The organism is Arthrobacter sp. JDC6, from assembly GCF_056484025.1.
The window spans coordinates 1,788,183-1,806,858 of sequence record NZ_CM151278.1 but is presented as its reverse complement, the minus strand read 5'-3'; the positions used below and the strand labels follow the sequence as shown (position 1 = coordinate 1,806,858).

General features: G+C 66.9%; 22 protein-coding genes. 5 read left to right on the top strand and 17 right to left on the bottom strand.

Features of this window, described 5'->3' with window-relative positions; all coding sequences use genetic code 11:
* Positions 1-97: 97 nt before the first annotated feature.
* The 5 genes from ACV095_RS08415 to ACV095_RS08395 all read left to right on the top strand — a co-directional run bounded on the left by ACV095_RS08415 (position 98) and on the right by ACV095_RS08395 (position 5,154).
* A complete protein-coding gene (locus ACV095_RS08415; protein WP_018768270.1) occupies positions 98-1,342 on the top strand; it encodes a PucR family transcriptional regulator in 1,245 nt (414 codons plus the stop codon).
* Positions 1,343-1,430: 88 nt separating this feature from the next.
* Entirely contained in the window at positions 1,431-2,360 is a 930-nt protein-coding gene (locus ACV095_RS08410; RefSeq protein ID WP_478223273.1) for an ACP S-malonyltransferase, read from the top strand.
* Positions 2,357-3,418 carry a beta-ketoacyl-ACP synthase III gene (locus ACV095_RS08405; RefSeq protein WP_056387340.1) on the top strand — a complete coding sequence of 354 codons (1,062 nt, stop codon included), beginning with the start codon at positions 2,357-2,359 and terminating at the stop codon, positions 3,416-3,418. The genes ACV095_RS08410 and ACV095_RS08405 overlap by 4 nt, the downstream gene beginning before the upstream one ends.
* Before the next feature lie 77 nt (positions 3,419-3,495).
* Positions 3,496-3,741 carry an acyl carrier protein gene (locus tag ACV095_RS08400; protein ID WP_009359314.1) on the top strand — a complete coding sequence of 82 codons (246 nt, stop codon included), beginning with the start codon at positions 3,496-3,498 and terminating at the stop codon, positions 3,739-3,741.
* A 177-nt stretch (positions 3,742-3,918) separates the two neighbouring features.
* Positions 3,919-5,154, top strand: a complete 1,236-nt coding sequence (locus ACV095_RS08395; RefSeq protein WP_018768273.1) for a beta-ketoacyl-[acyl-carrier-protein] synthase family protein — start codon at positions 3,919-3,921, stop codon at positions 5,152-5,154.
* A 114-nt stretch (positions 5,155-5,268) separates the two neighbouring features.
* On the opposite strand, the gene ACV095_RS08390 is transcribed toward ACV095_RS08395, so the two are convergent.
* From ACV095_RS08390 to ACV095_RS08310, 17 genes are all read right to left on the bottom strand, one after another.
* On the bottom strand, positions 5,269-5,772 hold the full coding sequence (locus tag ACV095_RS08390; RefSeq protein WP_026265612.1) for a DUF3145 domain-containing protein: 504 nt from the start codon (positions 5,770-5,772) through the stop codon (positions 5,269-5,271).
* A 239-nt stretch (positions 5,773-6,011) separates the two neighbouring features.
* Complete coding sequence (locus tag ACV095_RS08385) at positions 6,012-6,938, bottom strand: tyrosine recombinase XerC (protein ID WP_223991928.1); 927 nt, start codon at positions 6,936-6,938, stop codon at positions 6,012-6,014.
* Between the two features lie 46 nt (positions 6,939-6,984).
* Positions 6,985-8,172: a DNA-processing protein DprA gene (gene dprA, locus ACV095_RS08380; protein ID WP_478223272.1), complete on the bottom strand. Its 1,188-nt coding sequence runs from the start codon at positions 8,170-8,172 to the stop codon at positions 6,985-6,987.
* Positions 8,169-9,713 (bottom strand): YifB family Mg chelatase-like AAA ATPase, encoded by a 1,545-nt coding sequence (locus ACV095_RS08375; protein ID WP_478223271.1) that lies wholly within the window; start codon positions 9,711-9,713, stop codon positions 8,169-8,171. The genes dprA and ACV095_RS08375 overlap by 4 nt, the downstream gene beginning before the upstream one ends.
* Positions 9,713-10,069 (bottom strand): YraN family protein, encoded by a 357-nt coding sequence (locus tag ACV095_RS08370; RefSeq protein WP_018768278.1) that lies wholly within the window; start codon positions 10,067-10,069, stop codon positions 9,713-9,715. The genes ACV095_RS08375 and ACV095_RS08370 overlap by 1 nt, the downstream gene beginning before the upstream one ends.
* Positions 10,070-10,177: 108 nt before the next feature.
* Positions 10,178-10,504, bottom strand: a complete 327-nt coding sequence (locus ACV095_RS08365) for a DUF2469 domain-containing protein (protein ID WP_056335405.1) — start codon at positions 10,502-10,504, stop codon at positions 10,178-10,180.
* Positions 10,505-10,552: 48 nt separating this feature from the next.
* On the bottom strand, positions 10,553-11,308 hold the full coding sequence (locus ACV095_RS08360; protein WP_056388162.1) for a ribonuclease HII: 756 nt from the start codon (positions 11,306-11,308) through the stop codon (positions 10,553-10,555).
* A gap of 50 nt (positions 11,309-11,358) precedes the next feature.
* Positions 11,359-12,189 (bottom strand): signal peptidase I, encoded by an 831-nt coding sequence (gene lepB / locus ACV095_RS08355; protein ID WP_056387858.1) that lies wholly within the window; start codon positions 12,187-12,189, stop codon positions 11,359-11,361.
* Complete coding sequence (gene lepB, locus ACV095_RS08350; RefSeq protein ID WP_478223270.1) at positions 12,190-12,867, bottom strand: signal peptidase I; 678 nt, start codon at positions 12,865-12,867, stop codon at positions 12,190-12,192.
* An 88-nt stretch (positions 12,868-12,955) separates the two neighbouring features.
* A complete protein-coding gene (rplS, locus tag ACV095_RS08345) occupies positions 12,956-13,315 on the bottom strand; it encodes a 50S ribosomal protein L19 (protein ID WP_018768283.1) in 360 nt (119 codons plus the stop codon).
* Positions 13,316-13,550: 235 nt separating this feature from the next.
* The gene (trmD, locus tag ACV095_RS08340; RefSeq protein WP_478223269.1) at positions 13,551-14,363 is read right to left on the bottom strand and encodes a tRNA (guanosine(37)-N1)-methyltransferase TrmD; all 813 of its coding nucleotides are present in this window, start codon (positions 14,361-14,363) and stop codon (positions 13,551-13,553) included.
* Positions 14,364-14,909, bottom strand: a complete 546-nt coding sequence (gene rimM / locus ACV095_RS08335; RefSeq protein WP_186447728.1) for a ribosome maturation factor RimM — start codon at positions 14,907-14,909, stop codon at positions 14,364-14,366. It lies immediately after the preceding gene.
* Between the two features lie 118 nt (positions 14,910-15,027).
* Positions 15,028-15,270, bottom strand: a complete 243-nt coding sequence (locus tag ACV095_RS08330; protein ID WP_013601399.1) for an RNA-binding protein — start codon at positions 15,268-15,270, stop codon at positions 15,028-15,030.
* 1 nt (position 15,271) lies between these two features.
* Positions 15,272-15,694, bottom strand: a complete 423-nt coding sequence (gene rpsP, locus ACV095_RS08325) for a 30S ribosomal protein S16 (protein ID WP_018768286.1) — start codon at positions 15,692-15,694, stop codon at positions 15,272-15,274.
* Between the two features lie 233 nt (positions 15,695-15,927).
* Positions 15,928-16,383, bottom strand: a complete 456-nt coding sequence (locus tag ACV095_RS08320; RefSeq protein WP_018768287.1) for a hypothetical protein — start codon at positions 16,381-16,383, stop codon at positions 15,928-15,930.
* A 168-nt stretch (positions 16,384-16,551) separates the two neighbouring features.
* Positions 16,552-17,427, bottom strand: a complete 876-nt coding sequence (locus ACV095_RS08315) for a VOC family protein (RefSeq protein ID WP_018768288.1) — start codon at positions 17,425-17,427, stop codon at positions 16,552-16,554.
* 99 nt (positions 17,428-17,526) lie between these two features.
* Positions 17,527-18,609: an amidohydrolase family protein gene (locus ACV095_RS08310; protein WP_478223268.1), complete on the bottom strand. Its 1,083-nt coding sequence runs from the start codon at positions 18,607-18,609 to the stop codon at positions 17,527-17,529.
* Between the last annotated feature and the right edge of the window lie 67 nt (positions 18,610-18,676).

The following is an 18,676-nucleotide window of genomic DNA, read 5'->3' as shown; positions in this document are numbered from 1 at the left end:
GCACCGGACGGGGCCGGACGTCTTGTGATCCGTGACAAGGCGGATTGTAGCCTTCGCACAAATGGAGCTTGCGCGACGGTGGCCGTATGCTCAAAGAATGCCAGCACCAGCCAGCCCGTCCTCCAAGCGGAAACCGACCCCGCCGAAGGTCACGCCGGAGAAGTCCGAAACCCTCAAGCAGCTCCGCGCCAACGTCGGCCAGCTCTCCACCAGCACCATGCGCAAGCTGGAGCAGTCGCTCCCCTGGTACAGCCGGCTCAGTGCGGATGAGCGGTCGGCACTGGGAATGGTGGCACAGAACGGCATCGCCGCTTTCGTGACCTGGTACGAACGGCCGAGCTCGCCGTCGTGGATCCTCACGGATGTCTTTGGGACAGCCCCCACGGAACTCACTCGGTCGATCAGCCTGCAGAAGGCGTTGCAGCTGATCAGGATCGTGGTGGAGGTGGTGGAGGACCAGGTTCCGGTCATCGCGCCGGAAGCCGACCAGCCGTCCCTGCGCGAAGCAGTCCTGCGCTATTCGCGGGAGGTGGCCTTCGCCGCCGCCGACGTGTACGCCCGCGCTGCCGAATCCCGCGGCTCCTGGGACACCCGGTTGGAAGCCCTGATCGTGGATGCGATCCTCCGCGGCGAAAACACGGACGCCCTGCGCTCACGCATCGCAGCGCTTGGCTGGAAGGCGCAGGAGAGGTTCACCGTGATGGTGGGCAATTCGCCCTCCGAACCCAGCGCCAGCTACGTCAGCGAATTGCGGCGGATGGCCGGGCGCTATGCCGAGGACGCGCTGGTGGGCATCCAGGGCGACCGGCTGATCCTCATCCTCGGCGGCGTGCAGGACCGCGAAACAGCCTATGTGAAGCTCAGCGACATGTTCGCCCCCGGACCCGTGGTTTACGGGCCCGAGGCCAGCTCGCTGCTGGAAGCCAGCGGTTCCGCGCAGTCGGCCTTTGCGGGGCTGACCGCCGCGCGCGCCTGGCCCTCCGCTCCGCGGCCGGTAGCCGCGGACGACCTTCTGCCCGAACGCGTTATTTCCGGCGATGATGCGGCGCGCCGCTCGCTGGTGAAGAACATTTACCGGCCCCTCCTGGCGGCGTCCAACGGCCTGGTGGAAACGCTGGGAACGTACCTGGAACTGGGCCACTCGCTGGAGGCGACAGCCCGGGAACTCTTCGTCCACGCCAATACTGTTCGGTACCGGCTGAAGCGCGTCTGCGACGTCACAGGCTGGGATCCGTTGCTGCCGCGGGAGGCGTTCGTCCTGCAGGCCGCGCTGGTGGTGGGCCGGCTGTCGGCCCCGCCCAAGGCCGCCACGGAGCGGCAACCGTCCCGTAACCAGTCGTGAGGCATTGTAGACTTCCTACAACCTGACCCCGTGAGCTTGGTGCGGTGAAACACCGCTGGATCACACAGTAATTTGGAAAGCTGGTTACGTGCTTGCAATAGTCTGCCCTGGACAGGGCTCACAGACCCCGGGTTTTCTGGCCCCCTGGCTGGAACTTCCCTCGGTGGCAGGCCGGCTGGCCTCCCTGAGTGACATCGCAGGCATTGACCTGATAGCCCACGGGACCACCTCCGACGAGGAAACCATCAAGGACACTGCGGTTGCGCAGCCCCTGATCGTTGCCGCGGGGCTGGTCACCGCCGCCTCCCTCTTCGATGTCGAACTCAACTCCCTTCCGGTGATCCTCGCGGGCCACTCCGTGGGTGAAATCACCGCCTCCGCCCTGGCTGGAGTGCTGACGGAGCAGGAAGCCATGACCTTCGTCCGCGAACGCGCCAACAGCATGGCCGCCGCGGCAGCCGTCACCCCCACAGGCATGAGCGCCGTCGTAGGCGGTGACCCGGCCGAGGTGCTGGCAGCCATCGAGGCGGCCGGCGCCGCCCCCGCCAACGTCAACGGGGCAGGCCAGACAGTGGCGGCCGGAACCTTTGAACAGCTGAAGGCCCTGGCCGAGAACCCGCCCGCCAAGGCCCGCGTCATCCCGCTCAAGGTGGCCGGCGCCTTCCACACCAGCCATATGTCGCCCGCTGTCAGCGCGCTTGAGAAACTGAAGCCGCAGCTGAACCCGGTGGCGCCCAAGGTGCCGCTGCTGTCGAATTTCGACGGCGGTGAAGTCACGGACGGTGATGCCGCCGTCGAAAGCCTGATTGCCCAGGTGTCCCGCCCGGTCCGGTGGGACCTCTGCATGGAGAGCATGGTCAAGCGCGGTGTGACCGGCGTGATCGAACTCGCCCCTGCCGGCACGCTGGCCGGACTGGCCAAGCGCGGCATGCCCGGCGTCAAGACCGTTGCGGTGAAGACTCCTGATGACCTCTCCGCGGCCCTGGCGCTCTTTGCAGAACTGGAGGGCAACGCATGAGCGTTCCCACACTGAAACAGGTTCCCATCCACGAGCACAGCCGCATCCTTGGCCTGGGGGCCTACCGGCCGGACGTCATCGTCACCAACGAGGACGTGTGCCAGTGGATTGATTCCTCGGACGAGTGGATCCGCCAGCGCACCGGCATCGTCACCCGCCACCGCGCGGCTGCCGACGTCAGCGTGATCGACATGGCAGAGGGCGCTGCCCGCGAAGCCATGGAGAAGGCCGGTATTGACGCCTCGGAGCTCGGGGCCGTCATTGTTTCCACCGTGACACACCCCTACGCGACGCCTTCCGCCGCAGCCAGCCTGGCCGACAGGATCGGCGCCACGCCCGCACCTGCCTTTGATATTTCCGCCGCTTGCGCCGGCTACTGCTACGGGATTGCCCAGGCCGACGCCCTGGTCCGCTCCGGTACCGCAAAGTATGTCCTGGTGGTGGGGGCCGAAAAGCTTTCCGACGTCATCGACAACCGGGAACGCACCATCTCCTTCCTGCTCGGTGATGGTGCCGGCGCCGTCGTGATCGGCCCCTCCGACACCCCGGGCATCGCCCCCTCGGTATGGGGCTCAGACGGCAGCAAGTGGGACGCCATTGGCATGACCCGCTCCCTGCTTGACGTCCGCGACCTCGGCCTCGCCGCCCGGCAGTCCGACTCCACGGGCGACCTCGCCCTCCTGGAGGAAGCCCAGGAGCTCTATCCCACCCTCCGCCAGGACGGCCAGACGGTGTTCCGCTGGGCGGTGTGGGAAATGGCCAAGGTGGCCCAGCAGGCACTCGATGCTGCCGGCATCCAGGCTGAAGACCTGGTTGCCTTCATCCCCCACCAGGCCAACATGCGCATCATCGACGAGATGGTGAAGAAGCTGAAGCTGCCCGAGACGGTTACAGTGGCACGGGACATTGCCGAGGCCGGCAACACGTCCGCTGCCTCGATCCCGCTGGCAACGCACCGGCTCCTGCAGGAGAACCCCGGACTGAGCGGCGGGCTGGCCCTGCAGATCGGTTTCGGTGCCGGGCTGGTCTTCGGCGCACAGGTAGTTGTCCTTCCCTAGATACGCCCAAGGGTCGCAACCGCGGCCCGGACCGTTTCCGGCAGTCCCTGCCGGCAATACAAGAAAAGGAGCCACCAATGGCTAGCAACGAAGAGATCCTGGCCGGCTTGGCTGAAATCGTCAACGAGGAAACCGGCCTGGCCCCGGAGGCCGTCGAGTTGGACAAGTCCTTCACCGAGGACCTGGACATCGACTCCATCTCCATGATGACCATCGTGGTCAACGCCGAGGAAAAGTTCGGCGTCCGCATCCCGGACGAAGAGGTCAAGAACCTCAAGACTGTTGGCGACGCCGTCAGCTTCATCGCCGGAGCACAGGCCTAGCCAAGGGCTTTCGCCGTCCTACGGCTTGGCGGGGCTGCCGGTCCGGACTGACCGGACCGGCAGCCCGCCGCATTTATCCGGCACAGTACCCCCCGACCGGGACTGGCCGATCATCAAACTGTGCGGGACCCTGCGGCAGCCGCAGGCGGATACCCCCACCGACGAAAGAGTGATCCCATGACACGCAAAGTAGTCATTACCGGTCTGGGCGCCACTACGCCCATCGGCGGCGATGTGCCCACAATGTGGAGCAACGCCCTCAAGGGGGTCTCCGGTGCCCGCACCCTGGAGGACGACTGGGTAGCCAAGTACGAACTCCCTGTCCACTTCGCCGCACGGTGCAGCACGCCGGCCCTTGATGTCCTCAGCCGCGTCGAGGCCAAGCGGATGGACCCGTCCACCCAGTTCGGCGTCATCGCTGCACGGGAAGCCTGGGCCGATTCGGGCATCACGGAATTCGACCAGGACCGGCTGGCTGTTGCCTTTGCCACCGGCATCGGTGGCGTCTGGACGCTGCTGGACGCCTGGGACACCCTGAAGGAAAAGGGCCCGCGCCGCGTCCTGCCCATGACGGTGCCCATGCTCATGCCCAATGGTGTTGCCGCGGCCGTGAGCCTGGACCTTGGTGCCCGCGCCGGCGCCCACACCCCCGTCTCCGCCTGCGCCTCCGGCACGGAGGCCATGCACCTTGGCCTGGAGCTCATCCGCTCGGGCAAGGCCGACGTCGTCATGTGCGGCGGCGCCGAGGCAGCCATCCACCCCATGCCGCTGGCAGCATTTGCCTCAATGCAGGCGCTGTCCCGCCGGAACGATGATCCCCAGGGCGCCTCACGCCCGTACGACACCGGCCGTGACGGCTTCGTCATGGGCGAAGGTGCCGGCGCCCTGGTCCTCGAGGCCGAGGAACACGCCCTGGCCCGCGGAGCCCGCATCTATGCCGAGCTCGCCGGTACGTCCGTCACCGCTGACGCCTACCACATCACTGCCCCGGATCCCCAGGGGCTTGGTGCCACCCGCGCTCTGAAGGCGGCCATGTTCGACGGCCGGATCCAGGCTGAGGACGTGGTTCACGTCAACGCCCACGCCACCTCCACCCCTGTCGGCGACAAGCCCGAGTACACGGCCCTGCGTGCTGCCCTGGGCAGCCACGTGGACGACGTGGCGGTCTCTGCCACCAAGTCGCAGATGGGCCACCTCCTGGGCGCTTCGGGGGCGGTTGAGGCTGTCCTCACCGTACTGGCCGTCCATGACCGCAAGGCGCCGGTGACCATCAACCTGGAAAACCAGGATCCGGAGATCCCGCTCGACGTGGTCACCTCCGCCCGCGACCTCCCTGCAGGGAACATCGTGGCACTGAGCAACTCCTTTGGCTTCGGCGGCCACAACGCCGTCGTGGCTATCCGCAGCATCTAGGCGCTGCCCGGGGAAGTCGCCCCGGACGGCAAAGGAGGCCCCGCCGCTTGGCGGGGCCTCCTTTGCGCTATGGAGGTGTTGTGGTGTCGTCGAGGTAAAAGTGGACGACGGCGGTCAGCCCACCTGGTGCAGCCAGCGGACGGGAGCGCCTTCGGCAGCGTGGCGGAACGGTTCAAGTTCTTCGTCCCACGCCTCGCCGAGGGCGAGGGACAGCTCGTGGTAGACGGCGGCGGGGTCGCCGGCTCCGGACTCGTAGGCGTACCGGATGCGGTCCTCGGACACCATGATGTTGCCGTGGACGTCTGTGACGGCATGAAAGATCCCCAGTTCGGGGGTGTGCGACCACCGGCCACCATCCACGCCCTGGCTGGGCTCCTCCGTCACCTCATAGCGGAGATGCGCCCAACCGCGCAGGCAGGACGCCAGTTTCGATCCCGTTCCGGGGGTTCCGGTCCAGGACAGTTCGGCCCGGAACATTCCGGGCGCAGCAGGCTGCGGGGTCCACTCAAGGTCCGTCCGCTTGTCCACCACGGCGCCGACTGCCCACTCAACGTGGGGGCACAGCGCCGTAGGGGCCGAGTGAACGAACAGCACACCGCGGGTCATTGCAACAGACATTCCATCCTCCATAGCTCTAGGTACGTCTTCCCCAACGACCTCGGCCTGGATGGAACTGCTGCGCCCTGCACTGCGGCGATGGTTCCCTGCCTGTATTCAGATGTATCAGATTAAGCTGTGTCCGGGCTTGCCGCGCGGTCCGAAGCCGTGAGAGCTTCAAGCCGCACTTGAAAGTTGCCGGACGTGACTCTTATTGTGCCGTACGCCATTGAATTACGCCAGTGCGATTACCTCGGCGATCAGGCCCTGGGATGCGCCTGCTGGTAACTCTTCCGGAGCCGGTCAACCGAAACGTGTGTGTAGATCTGGGTGGTGGCCAGGCTGCTGTGGCCAAGAATCTCCTGCACTGCCCGGAGGTCCGCGCCGCCGTCGAGCAGATGAGTGGCCGCCGAGTGGCGCAGGGCGTGGGGCCCGGACGCGGAGGTATCACCGAGCGCCTCAAACAGGGCGTTGACCAGGGCGCGCACCTGCCGCTGGTCGACCCGTCCACCGCGGGCACCGAGGAAGAGGGCGGGCCCGCTGGTGTCCTTCACCAGTCCCGGGCGCCCGCGCCGGAGCCAGTCGTCCACGGCCACCGCGGCCGGGACTCCAAACGGAACCGTGCGTTCCTTGTTGCCCTTGCCGATGACCCGCAGCGTCCGGCGGTCCGGGTCAAGGTCGTCGACGTCCAGTCCGGCGAGTTCGCCTACCCGGATACCTGTGGCGTAAAGGAGTTCCACGATGGCGCGGTTGCGTACAGCCAGCGGTTCGCCCTCCGCGGCCGCCCTTTCCAGGCCATCCAGTATGCGCGCGAGCTGGGAGGCCTGCAGGACCCCCGGCAGGGACCCCTCGCGTTTGGGTGCCTTCAGCCGCAGGGCCGGGTCTGCGGTGATGAGTTCCTCCCGTACGGCCCAGGCGGTGAAGGCCCGTGCCGTGGCAGACCGGCGTGCCAGCGTCGCCCGCGAGGCGCCCGCCGAACTTTGGCTGCCAAGCCAGCGGCGGAACGTCCCCAGTTCAAGCTCCTTCAGCCCTGCCACGCCTTCCGATGCAGCATGGGCCAGGAGGCTGCGCAGGTCGCCCAGGTACGCACGCATGGTATGGGCGGACATCCCGCGCTCCCCTGACAGGTACCCGGCGAACGCGTCCAGTGCCTTGGCCAGTTCCCCGGGCAGTTCTTCATTGTCCACTCCTCTACTTTCCCAGTTGCCCGGCCGGTACCGCCAGTGGACACGGTCATGCCTTGCCGCGTTTCCAGCCGCCCCGCTCCGATACGGCGAGTCCCAGCAGCCCCAGCCTCCCAAGTCCTGCCCTGACGGAGTCCTGGCCAAGCCCGGCCACGGCTGAGAGCTTTTCCACGGACGCAGTGGAGCGAAGCGGAAGCGCGTCCAGCAGGATCAGGTCCTCCAGTGTCAGCCCGTCCTGCACTGCAGCGTCTGCGGTGGGCTGATCGGGAAGGGCAGATCCACTCGGCGAGGCGAGTTCGGCCACTTCAGCCGCGTCGGTGACGCAGACGGCTCCCCCGTCCCGGAGGAGTCGGTGGCAACCGGCGGAGTTGGCACTGTGGACGGATCCGGGTACGGCCCCGACGGCTCGGCCCAGGGTCTCTGCGTGATGGGCGGTATTAAGCGCCCCAGACCGCCAGCGCGCCTCCACCACCACTGTCACCGCGGAGAGGGCAGCAATGAGGCGGTTCCTCTGGAGGAAGCGGTAGCGGGTAGGGGCCGACCCCGGTGGTACCTCGGCCAGCACCGCACCCTGGTTTGCCACGGCCCGCAGCAGGTCGTCATTACCGGATGGATAGAAGCGGTCCACTCCCCCGGCCATGACGGCGATGGTGGGGACGGCGGAGGAACTGCCGGCGAGGGCGGCTCTGTGGGCATGAGCGTCGATACCGTAAGCTCCGCCGGAGACTACCGTGAAACCCCGCTGCGCCAGCGAGTAAGCGATGTCCCCCGTCACGGACGCACCATAGCTGGTGCTGTCCCGCGATCCCACGAGGGCGATGGATTTGTCCGCACCCGGCAGCGGTTGTTCCTGCCCGCGCCACCAAAGGCAGATGGGCTCCTGGATTCCCAAGTCGGCAAGTTGGGCCGGCCACAGCTCATCACCGGGAATGATGAGGCGTCCGCCGAGCCGGGCCATGGTGGCCAGGTCGCGTTCGGGCGCAAGGTCGGGCAGCCGTGGCCGCCAACGCTTCAACGCGGCTGCCAGTCCGGCCCAACTGCCGGCAGCCCCGCTGTCAGCCAGCAGCGATGTCATCCCGCGCTCCAGGTCGGGCCCGGGTGCCACCTCACCGGCAGCGATGCGCAGCGCGTCCGTTGCCCCTGCCATCTGGACAAGGGCCAGGCCCGCGGTGTCCTGGGGCTCCATGAGCCGTGACAGGGCGGCCCGGGCCAGCCGTTCGGCATCCCTGGGTGTCATGCCGCGGCCGCCGAAGCCTGCCGCAGGCCCAGGGCCTGTCCGATGTCGTTCGGGTCCGGCGTATCGCGGTGCCCCAGGTCCGCCAGCGTCCAAGCGAGCCGAAGGACACGGTCATACCCGCGGGCGGTAAGTACCCCCCGCTCCAGGGACTGGTCAAGGATCCGGGTCGCGGCCGCGGGGAGACGCAGTTCACCGCGGAGGATGCGCCCCGGCACCTGGGAATTGGTCTCCAGGCCGAAGCACCGTAACCGTTCCGCCTGCCGGGCACGCGCGTCCAGGACCCGGCCTGCCACTGATGTAGTGCCCTCTTCCGCGCCCGCTTGGCCAAACTCGGCCAGGGATACGCGCTCCACCTGCAGTTGGATGTCCACCCGGTCCAGCAGGGGCCCGGACATCCTGGCCAGGTAGCGGCGGCGCATCACGGGTGTGCAGGTGCAGTCCAGCCCCTTGCCCGATGCCTTGCCGCAGGGGCAGGGGTTGGCGGCGAGCACCAGCTGGAAACGGGCCGGATAGGCGGCTGTTCCGGCTGATCGGTGGATAACCAGCTCCCCGCTCTCCAGCGGCTGCCGCAGCGCGTCCAGGACACGCCGCTCGTACTCCGGTGCCTCATCCAGGAAAAGCACGCCCCGGTGGGCACGTGATGCTGCCCCCGGCCGGGGCAGGCCGGTCCCGCCGCCGATGATGGCGGCAGCGGTGGCTGAGTGGTGCGGGTTCTCGAACGGCGGCCGGCGCAGGAGCTGTACCGAGGATGCGGGCAGGCCGCACAGCGAGTGGATGGCCGTGACTTCCATGGACTCGTGGTCGCCAAGGTCCGGCAGGAGGCCCGGCAGCCGCTCCGCCAGCATGGTCTTGCCGGCTCCTGGCGGCCCGGTGAGGAGCAGATGATGGGCGCCCGCCGCCGCCACTTCCAGAGCCCTGCGGGCTTCGCCCTGCCCGGAGACGTCTGCCATGTCGGGACACGGGCCGGGAAGCGCCTGGCCGTCACCGGCGTCATCGGCCTCGTCCGGTTCGAAGTCCAGGGCAAGTTCCTGGGGGTCCGCCCCAAAGTCGAGGGCAAGCCGGGCAAGCGTGCGGTACCCGCGCACCTTGGCGCCGGGGACCAGGGAGGCCTCGGCGAGGTTGGCCTGGGCCACCACGATCTCCGGATACCCGGCCTGCACCGACGCCATGACCGCCGGCAGGATTCCCCGCACCGGCCGCAGCCTCCCGTCGAGCCCCAGCTCGGCGATAAAGACTGTGCGCCCCGTGGGCTTGATGTCGTTCGCTGCCCGGAGGACGGCCATGGTGACGGCGAGATCGAAGCCGGAGCCTCGTTTCGGCAGTGAGGCAGGAATGAGGTTTGCGGTGATCTTCCTTCGGCTGAGCGGGATCCCGGAGTTCTTCGCGGCTGAGCGGATGCGCTCCTTGGCTTCGTTGAGGGAAGCGTCCGGCAGCCCAAGAATGACGAAGGCCGGGAGCGTCTGGCCGATGTCAGCCTCGACTTCCACCATGTAGCCGTTGAGCCCGACGAGGGCGATGGAGTAGGTGCGCCCGAGGGACATTACCCCACCCCCTTGAGGTGTTCGACCACGGGTTCCCCGCCGCCGTCGTCCACGACGGCTATGACGTCCACGCGGCGCAGCGGCATCCGCAGTTCGCGGTCACGGCACCAGGCAGCAGCGAGGCGGTGCAGCCGGGCCAGCTTTTCCGGACCGACGGCTTCAAACGGATGGCCGTAGTCGAGCGAACGGCGGGTTTTGACTTCGGCGATCACCAGCGCATCGCCGTCGAGGGCGACGATATCAATCTCGCCCCCGGCGCACCGCCAGTTGCGCTCCACCACCAGCATGCCCAGCGCTTCAAGATAGCCCACGGCAAGGTCTTCGCCCCGCCGGCCCAACAGGTCTTTGGATTTCATGTGTACCTCCGCAACCAGCCTGGAGGCGAAGGGCCGCGGAAGACAGAAGGCCCCTGCCGTATGTGGACAGGGGCCGGTGTGGAGGGGAAGTCAGGGTACCGCGGGACCCTAGTTGCCCAGGTCTACATCCTTGGGCAGGGCCAGTTCCTCGTTGCGGGGCAGTTCCTCCACGTTCACGTCCTTGAAGGTCAGGACCCTGACGCTTTTGACGAACCGTGCCGAGCGGTAGACATCCCATACCCAGGCGTCCTGGAGGGTCAGGTCGAAATAGACCTCACCATCGGCGCTGCGGGCCTGGAGGTCCACATGATTGGCCAGGTAAAAGCGCCGTTCGGTCTCGACAACGTAGCTGAAGAGGCCGACCACGTCGCGGTATTCACGATAGAGCTGAAGCTCCATGTCGGTTTCATAGTTCTCAAGATCCTCAGCACTCATGCTTCCATCTTGCACCATGTCCGGCACGGGTGCCGCGGGTGGCGGGGGTCAGTCTTCGTACGGCTCGTCCCCGTCGGGCACCTCGGCGTCCTGCAGTTCCCCGCCAAGCAGCCGCCAGCTTACCCTGTGGTACGGTGTGGGCCCGGCGGCGCGTAGGACGTTCCGATGGGCTGCCGTGGCATATCCCTTGTTGATGTCCCAGCCGTAATCGGGATATTCGGTGTGCAGTTCCCGCATCATCCGGTCCCGTTCCACCTTGGCAATAACACTTGCGGCCGCGACGCTGAGGCACTGCATGTCCGCCTTGACCTTGGTATGGACCGGGGCTTCACACGCGGCCTCCAGCACGGGCTGGTCGAACAGGGACAGCTGGCCTGCCGGGGAAAGCCAGTTGTGGCTTCCATCAAGCAGCACAGCCTCCGGGATGATGCCGGCGCTGATGATGCTGTTCCACGCGCGGGTTCCCGCCAGCCGAAGGGCAGCGATGATGCCGAGTGAATCTATCTCGCCGGCGGAAGCGTGTCCCACCGCCGATGCGATGCTCCACCGGCGCACCAGGGGATCCAGCCGTTCCCGTTCCGCAGGGCTCAGGAGTTTGCTGTCCCGCACGCCTGCAAGCGGCTTCTGGCGTTCCAGGTCAACGACGGCGATTCCCACGCTGACAGGACCGGCGAGGGCACCCCGGCCAACCTCATCCACCCCGGCAAGCAGGCGCACCCCCTGGGCCTTGAAGGTACGCTCGTGCCGCAGCGTGGGCGCCTTGGCTCCGCGTGCTGCCGGTTTTGAGCCGGAGCGCGCCTTCACTGCCGGGGTAGTCTGCACTGCTGGGGACGCCTGCACTGCTGAAGGCACGGTCAGTGGGCCGCCGGGACGCTGCGGAACACGTCCGGGTAGTTGTCCAGGGTCTTGATCCTGTTCAGCGGCCAGGCGATGACCGCGGCCTTGCCTTCGAGGTCCTTGAGATTGATGAATCCGCCGTCAGTCTCCATGTGCGCACGGGAATCGGCAGAGTGGTTCCGGTTGTCACCCATCACCCACACCTTGCCTTCCGGTACGGTGACGTCAAAGTTGCGGATCTGCGGGACTTCCGCGGGATTGATGTAGGTCTCGTCAATCGCGGTCCCGTTAATGGTCAGTTTACCGCCGGCGTCACAGCAGACAACGTGGTCGCCCGGGAGCCCGATGACACGCTTGACCAGGTGCTGTTCGGAGTTGTCGGGCAGGAGGCCTACGAACGTCAGGCCGTCCTGGACCCAGGTGAACGGTCCCTGTGCCTTGGCCGGGGCCGGCGGCAGCCAGCCCTTGGTGTCACGGAATACCACCACGTCGCCGCGGCTGAGCGCGAAGGGCTCCGGCACCAGGAGGTTCACGAAGATCCGGTCATCCACGTCGAGGGTGTTCACCATGGATTCCGAGGGAATGAAGAATGCCCGGAACAGGAAGGTCTTGATAAGGAAGGACAGCACCACGGCGATGACCACCACCGTGGCGATTTCCCTGAGCCAGCCGAGCACGGGATTGCCGCCGGACTTGGCGGCCGCTGCCTTCGACGCCGTCCTGTGCCGCCGATGGACGGGGGCGGCGGTTTCCGGGGTGTCGCCGGGTACGGAGGGAACTGGAACGGTGGGCGTTTCTGATGCGCCGTCATGGCGCGGTTCAGGTTTCCGCGCGTGATTCTCGGGCATTTACCGTCCGTTCTGTGTTGTCGGCCCCGCTGCGGGCGGCCGTGCTACTGGAGCAAATCTATCAAGCGGCCAAAGGATCTGGACCGGCCGGCCAATCACCCTGTCCAGCGGAACCAGTCCGCCGCCGGGAGCACCGAGCAGGCTGCGGGAGTCAGCGGACACCGAGCGGTGGTCCCCCATCAGCCAAAGCCTGCCCTCCGGAACCGCGGTGCTGAACTTCTGCGTGCTCGGCGCGTCGCCGGAAAAAATGTAGGGCTCATCCATGGGTGTGCCGTTGACGGTGACCTTGCCGCCGGCGTCACAGCAGGCCACCGTGTCGCCGGGAAGGCCGATGACCCGTTTGACGTAGGTTGTGTCGCTGCCGGTCAGGCCGAGCCACCGCATGGCGGCAGCGGCTGCGTCCGGCAGCGGACCCTTGCCGCTGTTCAACGGTGCAAAGCTGCCACGGCCATCGAAGACAACGACGTCCCCGTGCCGGATGGGTTCGGACTGGAAGTCCGTGCGTGACACCAGGATCCGGTCCCCGCCCTGCAGGAGCGGCTCCATGGAATCCGAGGGGATGAAGTAGACGTCAAGCCACAGGGACCGGACCACTCCGCTGATTGCCACGGCGAGGAGCAGGGCCAGTAAAACAAAACGCCAGCCCATTTTGCGGGGCTGGCGTTTTGTCTGGTGCATGGTCCGTATCCTGGCGCTGGTGCATTGCTCCGGCGCATGCCGGGTACGGCCGCGCTCCAGCCTGGCCGTAAGTCCGGGCAGAACTTACTTACTTGGCGGAGCTGAAGTCGCGCTTTTCCTTGATCTTCGCGGCCTTGCCACGCAGTGCACGCATGTAGTACAGCTTGGCGCGGCGGACGTCACCCTTGGTGACAACCTCGATCTTTTCGATGATCGGGGAGTGCACCGGGAAGGTACGCTCCACGCCGACACCGAAGGAGACCTTGCGAACGGTGAAGGTTTCGCGCACGCCGTCGCCCTGGCGGCCCAGGACGAAGCCCTGGAAGACCTGGACACGGGTGTTCTTGCCTTCGATGATGTTCACGTGCACCTTGAGCGTGTCGCCGGCGCGGAACTCGGGAACATCGTTGCGCAGCGAGGCTGCATCGACGGAATCGAGAATATGCATGATTGCACTCCTGGTGAACGCCACAGGTCATTCACTTTGGGTCACGGCGGGCAAGTCCGGCTGCCGGAAGGCAGGCCGGGTCTCACCGCCGAAGTAAAATAGTCCGGCCGCTTCAAGGGTTGATGGGGCCGGTTGTCCGGCTGTTGGCCGCGCTACCCCCTGTGGCAGGTGCGGACCCAGCAGACACAAGGGTTAATTTTGCCACAGCGGCAGGGTTACGCCAATTCGCCCGGCACTAATCCTGCGGCGCGGCTGCCGCTTCCGGCCGGCGGACCAGCCTGCCATCCACGATGTCATACCCCAGGTTGTGCAATTCGGTGCGGTCGGCAAGCGGGAGGCTGCCGGCGTCGAACCCGTCCAGGAGGTCCGGACGCCGCGCCGCTGTGCGGCGGTACTGCTCGTGGCGCCGCCATTGGGCGATCCTGCCGTGGTTGCCGCTCAGGAGCACCGGCGGCACCTCGCGGTCACGCCACATGGAAGGCTTGGTGTAGACCGGATATTCCAGGAGTCCGTCGGAGTGGGATTCCTCCACCAGGGATTCGGGATTGCCCACTACACCGGGCAGCAGGCGGCCAATGGCTTCCACCATGGCCAGGACGGCCACTTCCCCGCCGTTCAGCACATAGTCGCCCAGGCTGACAGGCCGGACCGTGAAGTGTTCCTGCGCCCATTCGATGACCCGTTCATCGATGCCTTCATACCGCCCGCACGCAAACGCCAGGTGCTGTTCCTCGGCCAGTTCATAGGCGAGGGCCTGGGTGAACCGCTCGCCGGCCGGGGATGGGACGATGAGGACCGGCTTGCGCTGCGGATCCGGCCGCTCCTCCGCCACGGCGGCGAGTGCCTGGGCCCAGGGTTCGGGCTTCATGACCATTCCGGCGCCGCCGCCGTACGGGGTGTCGTCGACAGTGCGGTGCTTGTCCGTGGTGAAGCTGCGCAGGTCATGGACGTGCAGGTCCAGGATGCCGTCGTGGCGGGCCTTGCCAATCAGCGAGAGTTCAAGCGGGGCGAGGTATTCAGGGAAGATGCTGACGACGTCGATGCGCATCTAGTCCCTGCTTTCCGGTTCCGGGGCAGCGGCTTCGTCGGTGTTGAGTTCGAAGAGTCCGTCCGGCGGGGTGAGGAGGATGAAGCCTTCCTCGATATTCACCTCAGGCACGATCTGTTCCACGAACGGGATGAGGATTTCCTTGCCGTCCGGGGTGGTGACCATGAGAAGGTCCTGCACGGGCATGGTGTTCAGCGCGGTCACCTTGCCCACAACCTGCGCCCCTACCCGGGCCTCCAGGCCGACAAGCTCGTGCTCGTACCAGCCCTCGTCATCATCCCCGTCCAGTTCTTCGGTTTCGATGAACAGCTTGGCGCCGCGGAGGGTTTCAGCCTGGTTGCGGTCCGCCACCTCCTCAAAACCGAGCAGCAGGATGTCCTTGTTCCAGCGCGCACTCCGCACGGTCAGCCGTCCTGCCACGGCGTCCTCAACGACGAATTCCGTTCCCGGGACAAAGCGGTCCTCCGGAGCGTCCGTCAGCACCTGGACGGTGACTTCCCCGCGAATGCCGTGCGGCTTGCCGATCCGTGCCACCTGAAGCTGCATCTGTTCCTCTGTTCCGGGTTGTGGTGGTTCCGGTGGAAGCACCATGTTGGTCAAAGCACTCCGGCCCCTCCACCTGGCGGTGAAGGGGCCGGAGCAAAAACTGAATGTTGCCGAGCGCTCAGCGGCGGCGGTCGGTATCGACGACGTCGACCCTCACCGGTTCGCCACCGGCCAGTGCTGCCACCACGGTGCGCAATGCGCGGGCGGTGCGGCCCTGGCGGCCAATCACCCGTCCAAGGTCGTCCTGGTGAACGCGCACCTCGAGGGTGTCCCCGCGGCGGTTGCTCTTCGAACTGACCTTGACGTCATCCGGGGAATCGACGATTCCGCGGACCAGGTGTTCCAGCGCTTCTGCCAGCAATCTACTCAGCCTCGGTGGTCTCAGCTTCGGCGTCGGCCGGGGCCTCGGCAGCGTCAGACTTGGATGCCTTCTTGGTGATGGCTTCCGGGATGATGACCGAGCCCTTCTCCGGGGCAACAAAGGCTTCCTTCGCGACCTTGGTCTTGAGGGTGCCTTCCTGGCCCGGCAGGCCCTTGAACTTCTGCCAGTCACCGGTGATCTTCAGGATCGCGGCGACCTGCTCGGACGGCTGGGCGCCGACGGAGAGCCAGTACTGCGCACGCTCGGAGTTGACCTCGATGAACGAGGGCTCTTCGGTGGGGTGGTACTTGCCGATCTCCTCGATGGCGCGGCCGTCACGCTTGGTGCGTGAGTCCGCAACGACGATGCGGTAGTACGGGGCGCGCATCTTGCCGAAGCGCTTAAGGCGAATCTTTACGGCCACTTTTGTGGTCACTCCTGTTTCAGAAAAGGGGTGAACCCGGCTTTCTGCACCCGTGGGGCGGGCCGTACTTGCGGGTTCGAAGGACAGGATCCGGACGCGGAGAGAGGGGCCACGCAGATCGAGTACCTGTTTATTGTGCCAGATGAACGGCGTTATTTCGACTTGAGCCACCGCGCCGGCGCCGCGGCCGGCCCTTGTGGAGGCGGAGGACGGCCGAAACCGGCATCACGGGGTCAGGCCGACCAGACGTACAGTCCCGTCCGCTCGGAATCGTCGATCGAGGCGGCCAACTCCGCCACCTGCTGAAGGTAGCTCCGGGCCTGGCCGGCGTCGAACGGCATATCCTCCTGGCCGGCCCACTGTTCGGCGACGTCGTCAAGGACATTGCCTTCGCCTTCGGTTTCATAGGAGAGCAGGTCGGCCAGCGCACGGACCATGGCCGGCGGCACGGCAAGGAGCGAATCGCTGGCGACGTCCACCATGGTCAGCTCATAGTCGGCCCCGCCGGCGTGCACGGCAGTCCCGGCAAGATCGCCCAGCTGTTCGACTTCGAAGTCGCTGATGCCCTGGATCCGCACCGCCTGGCCCCCGGGCCCGCTGTCCGCCGCGGAGCCGCTTCCCTGGTCAAGGATGCCGGCGCGTTTCAGCGCGGCGTCATGGGTGGCGACGAAGATCTCGGTGAAGCCCATGGCGGGTGCCCTTCTTCCGTTGGCGGAGCTGCGTGCCGGGAGTTGCAGCCCGGCCGTACGGAATCAGCCTAGTTGCTGCGCGCCCGCCGGCAAACGCGCCGGGCCGGAGCCCGCGAGCCCCAACACTGGCCCGTCAGCACTGGCGCACGGCCCGTGCAGGAGCACCGGTCAGCGGACTGCCACCCGGAGCCGGTTGCGCCACGGGTCCTCGAACCGGAGCTCCGCGCCGGTGTGGTGGGCGGGCACCCCGGCGACCCTCAGGCGGTCAGCCAGCGCCCCGACGTCGTCACCCGAGGGAACCTCGATGAGCACCTCGCCCAACCCAAGGGTGTCCTTGCGGGGGCCGGCGCCGCGACTGTTCCAGACGTTCATGGCCATGTGGTGGTGGTAGCGGCCCGCGGAAACGAACAGGGCCTGCCCATGCCAGCCCGCCGTCTTCTCGAAGCCCAGGGTACCCACGTAGAAGTCCCTGGCGGTCTGGACGTCGCCAACCTGGAGGTGGACGTGCCCCACGCCTGCGGACGTCCGCCGCTGGCCTTCGAGGGATTCCTCAGTGAGGTGCTGCTCCAGGTAGCGCTGCGGCGGAAGCGCCAGGCTGTCCATCACCACGTCCGTCCCGTTCCAGGACCAGTTGCTGCGCGGCCGGTCCCAGTACAGCTCGATGCCGTTGCCCTCGGGGTCGGTGAAGTAGAAGGCCTCACTCACCAGGTGGTCGGCGCTGCCGGTGAAGGACCGGGGTTCGTACTGGGCTGCCGTGGCGATGGTGGCAGCCAGGGAAGCCTGGTCCTCGAACAATAGGGCGGTGTGGAACAGGCCGGCCTCTCCCCTGCCGGGAAGGTGCAGCCCGGGGGCCGGCGCCAGGTGGACCAGCGGCCTGCCGAGCCTGCCCAGGTAGAGCCCGCCGTCCTGCTCCGCCACCGCCTCCAGGCCCAGTGCGCGCTGGTAGTAGTCGGTCATGACCTTCATGTCGCCCACCTTGAGCATTACCGTGCCCATGGCGAGGTCGGCAGGAAGAAGATCCTGGCTGCTGGCTGCGTCGGTCATTTGAAGGCTCCTTGCGTTGGAGGCCGTCACTTCGGCGGCCTGTCACATATTAAAATTACTTGAAGCTTCAATTTATTCCAAGTAGCGGAACCAAATAACTCAACGGATGATGCGGCCGCCCAGCACCACGTGCTCCAGCGCCGTGATCGTGTCCGGGGTGGTCCGGGGGTCGTCCCGGCACACCACGACGTCGGCCCGCGCGCCTTCCTCCAGGTTGTCAGCGCCCAGCCACGCACGCGCTGCCCAGCAGGCGGCATCCAGGGCCGCATGCATGGGCAGGCCGGCCCCGTGCAGGGCGAGGATCTCATCTGCGATCCTGCCGTGCCGGATCACGCTGCCTGCGTCCGTGCCGGCAAAGATCCGGACGCCGGCGGCATGGGCCTCCGCCACCCGTTCCAGCCTGCGTTCCCACAGGGCACGCATGTGGGCGGCGTAGCGCGGAAACTTTGCGTCCGCCTGCTCCGCGATATCAGGAAAGGTGGCGATGTTGATGAGGGTGGGCACGATCGGTACGCCCTGCTCCACGAACCGGGGCAGGTGGCGCGGCAGCAGCCCCGTGGCGTGCTCAATGCAGTCAATGCCGGCGTCCAGCATTTGGTCCAGGGTGTCTTCGGCGAAGCAATGTGCCGTGACCCGGGCACCTTCATCATGGGCAGCCTGCACAGCGTCACGCACGACGGCGGCAGGAAAGGAGGGCGCAAGGTCGCCGGCGCTCCGGTCGATCCAGTCGCCCACCAGTTTGACCCAGCCGTCGCCGTCGCGCGCTTGCTTCCGCACGGCCTCCACGAGCCCGTCGGGTTCGACCTCCGCCGCGAAGCCGCGCAGGTAGCGGCGTGTGCGGGCCACATGCCGTCCTGCACGGATCAGTACCGGGAAGTCCCGGCCGCCCTGCATCCAGCGGGTATCGGCAGGTGAGCCGGCGTCGCGGACCAGCAGGGTTCCGGCGTTGAGGTCAGCCAGCGCCTGCTCCCGGGCAATGGCGGGTTCCACCGGGCCGTTGGGACCCAGGCCGATGTGGCAGTGGGCGTCGACGAACCCCGGCAGCACCCAGCCGTCGAGTTCCCGCGCCGGAGCGGCAGCGGGCCGGCTGAACGTGAGCTTGCCGTCCACCGACCAGAGTCCATGGCGTACCCGGTCCGGTGCGGCCAGGACGGGTCCGCGAAAGTAGATGATGTCTGCCATCGGGCTTCCTTTCGATGCCCGGTCAGGCTAGCACCCGCGAATGTGACACCGCCCTTCCGGGGGCCTG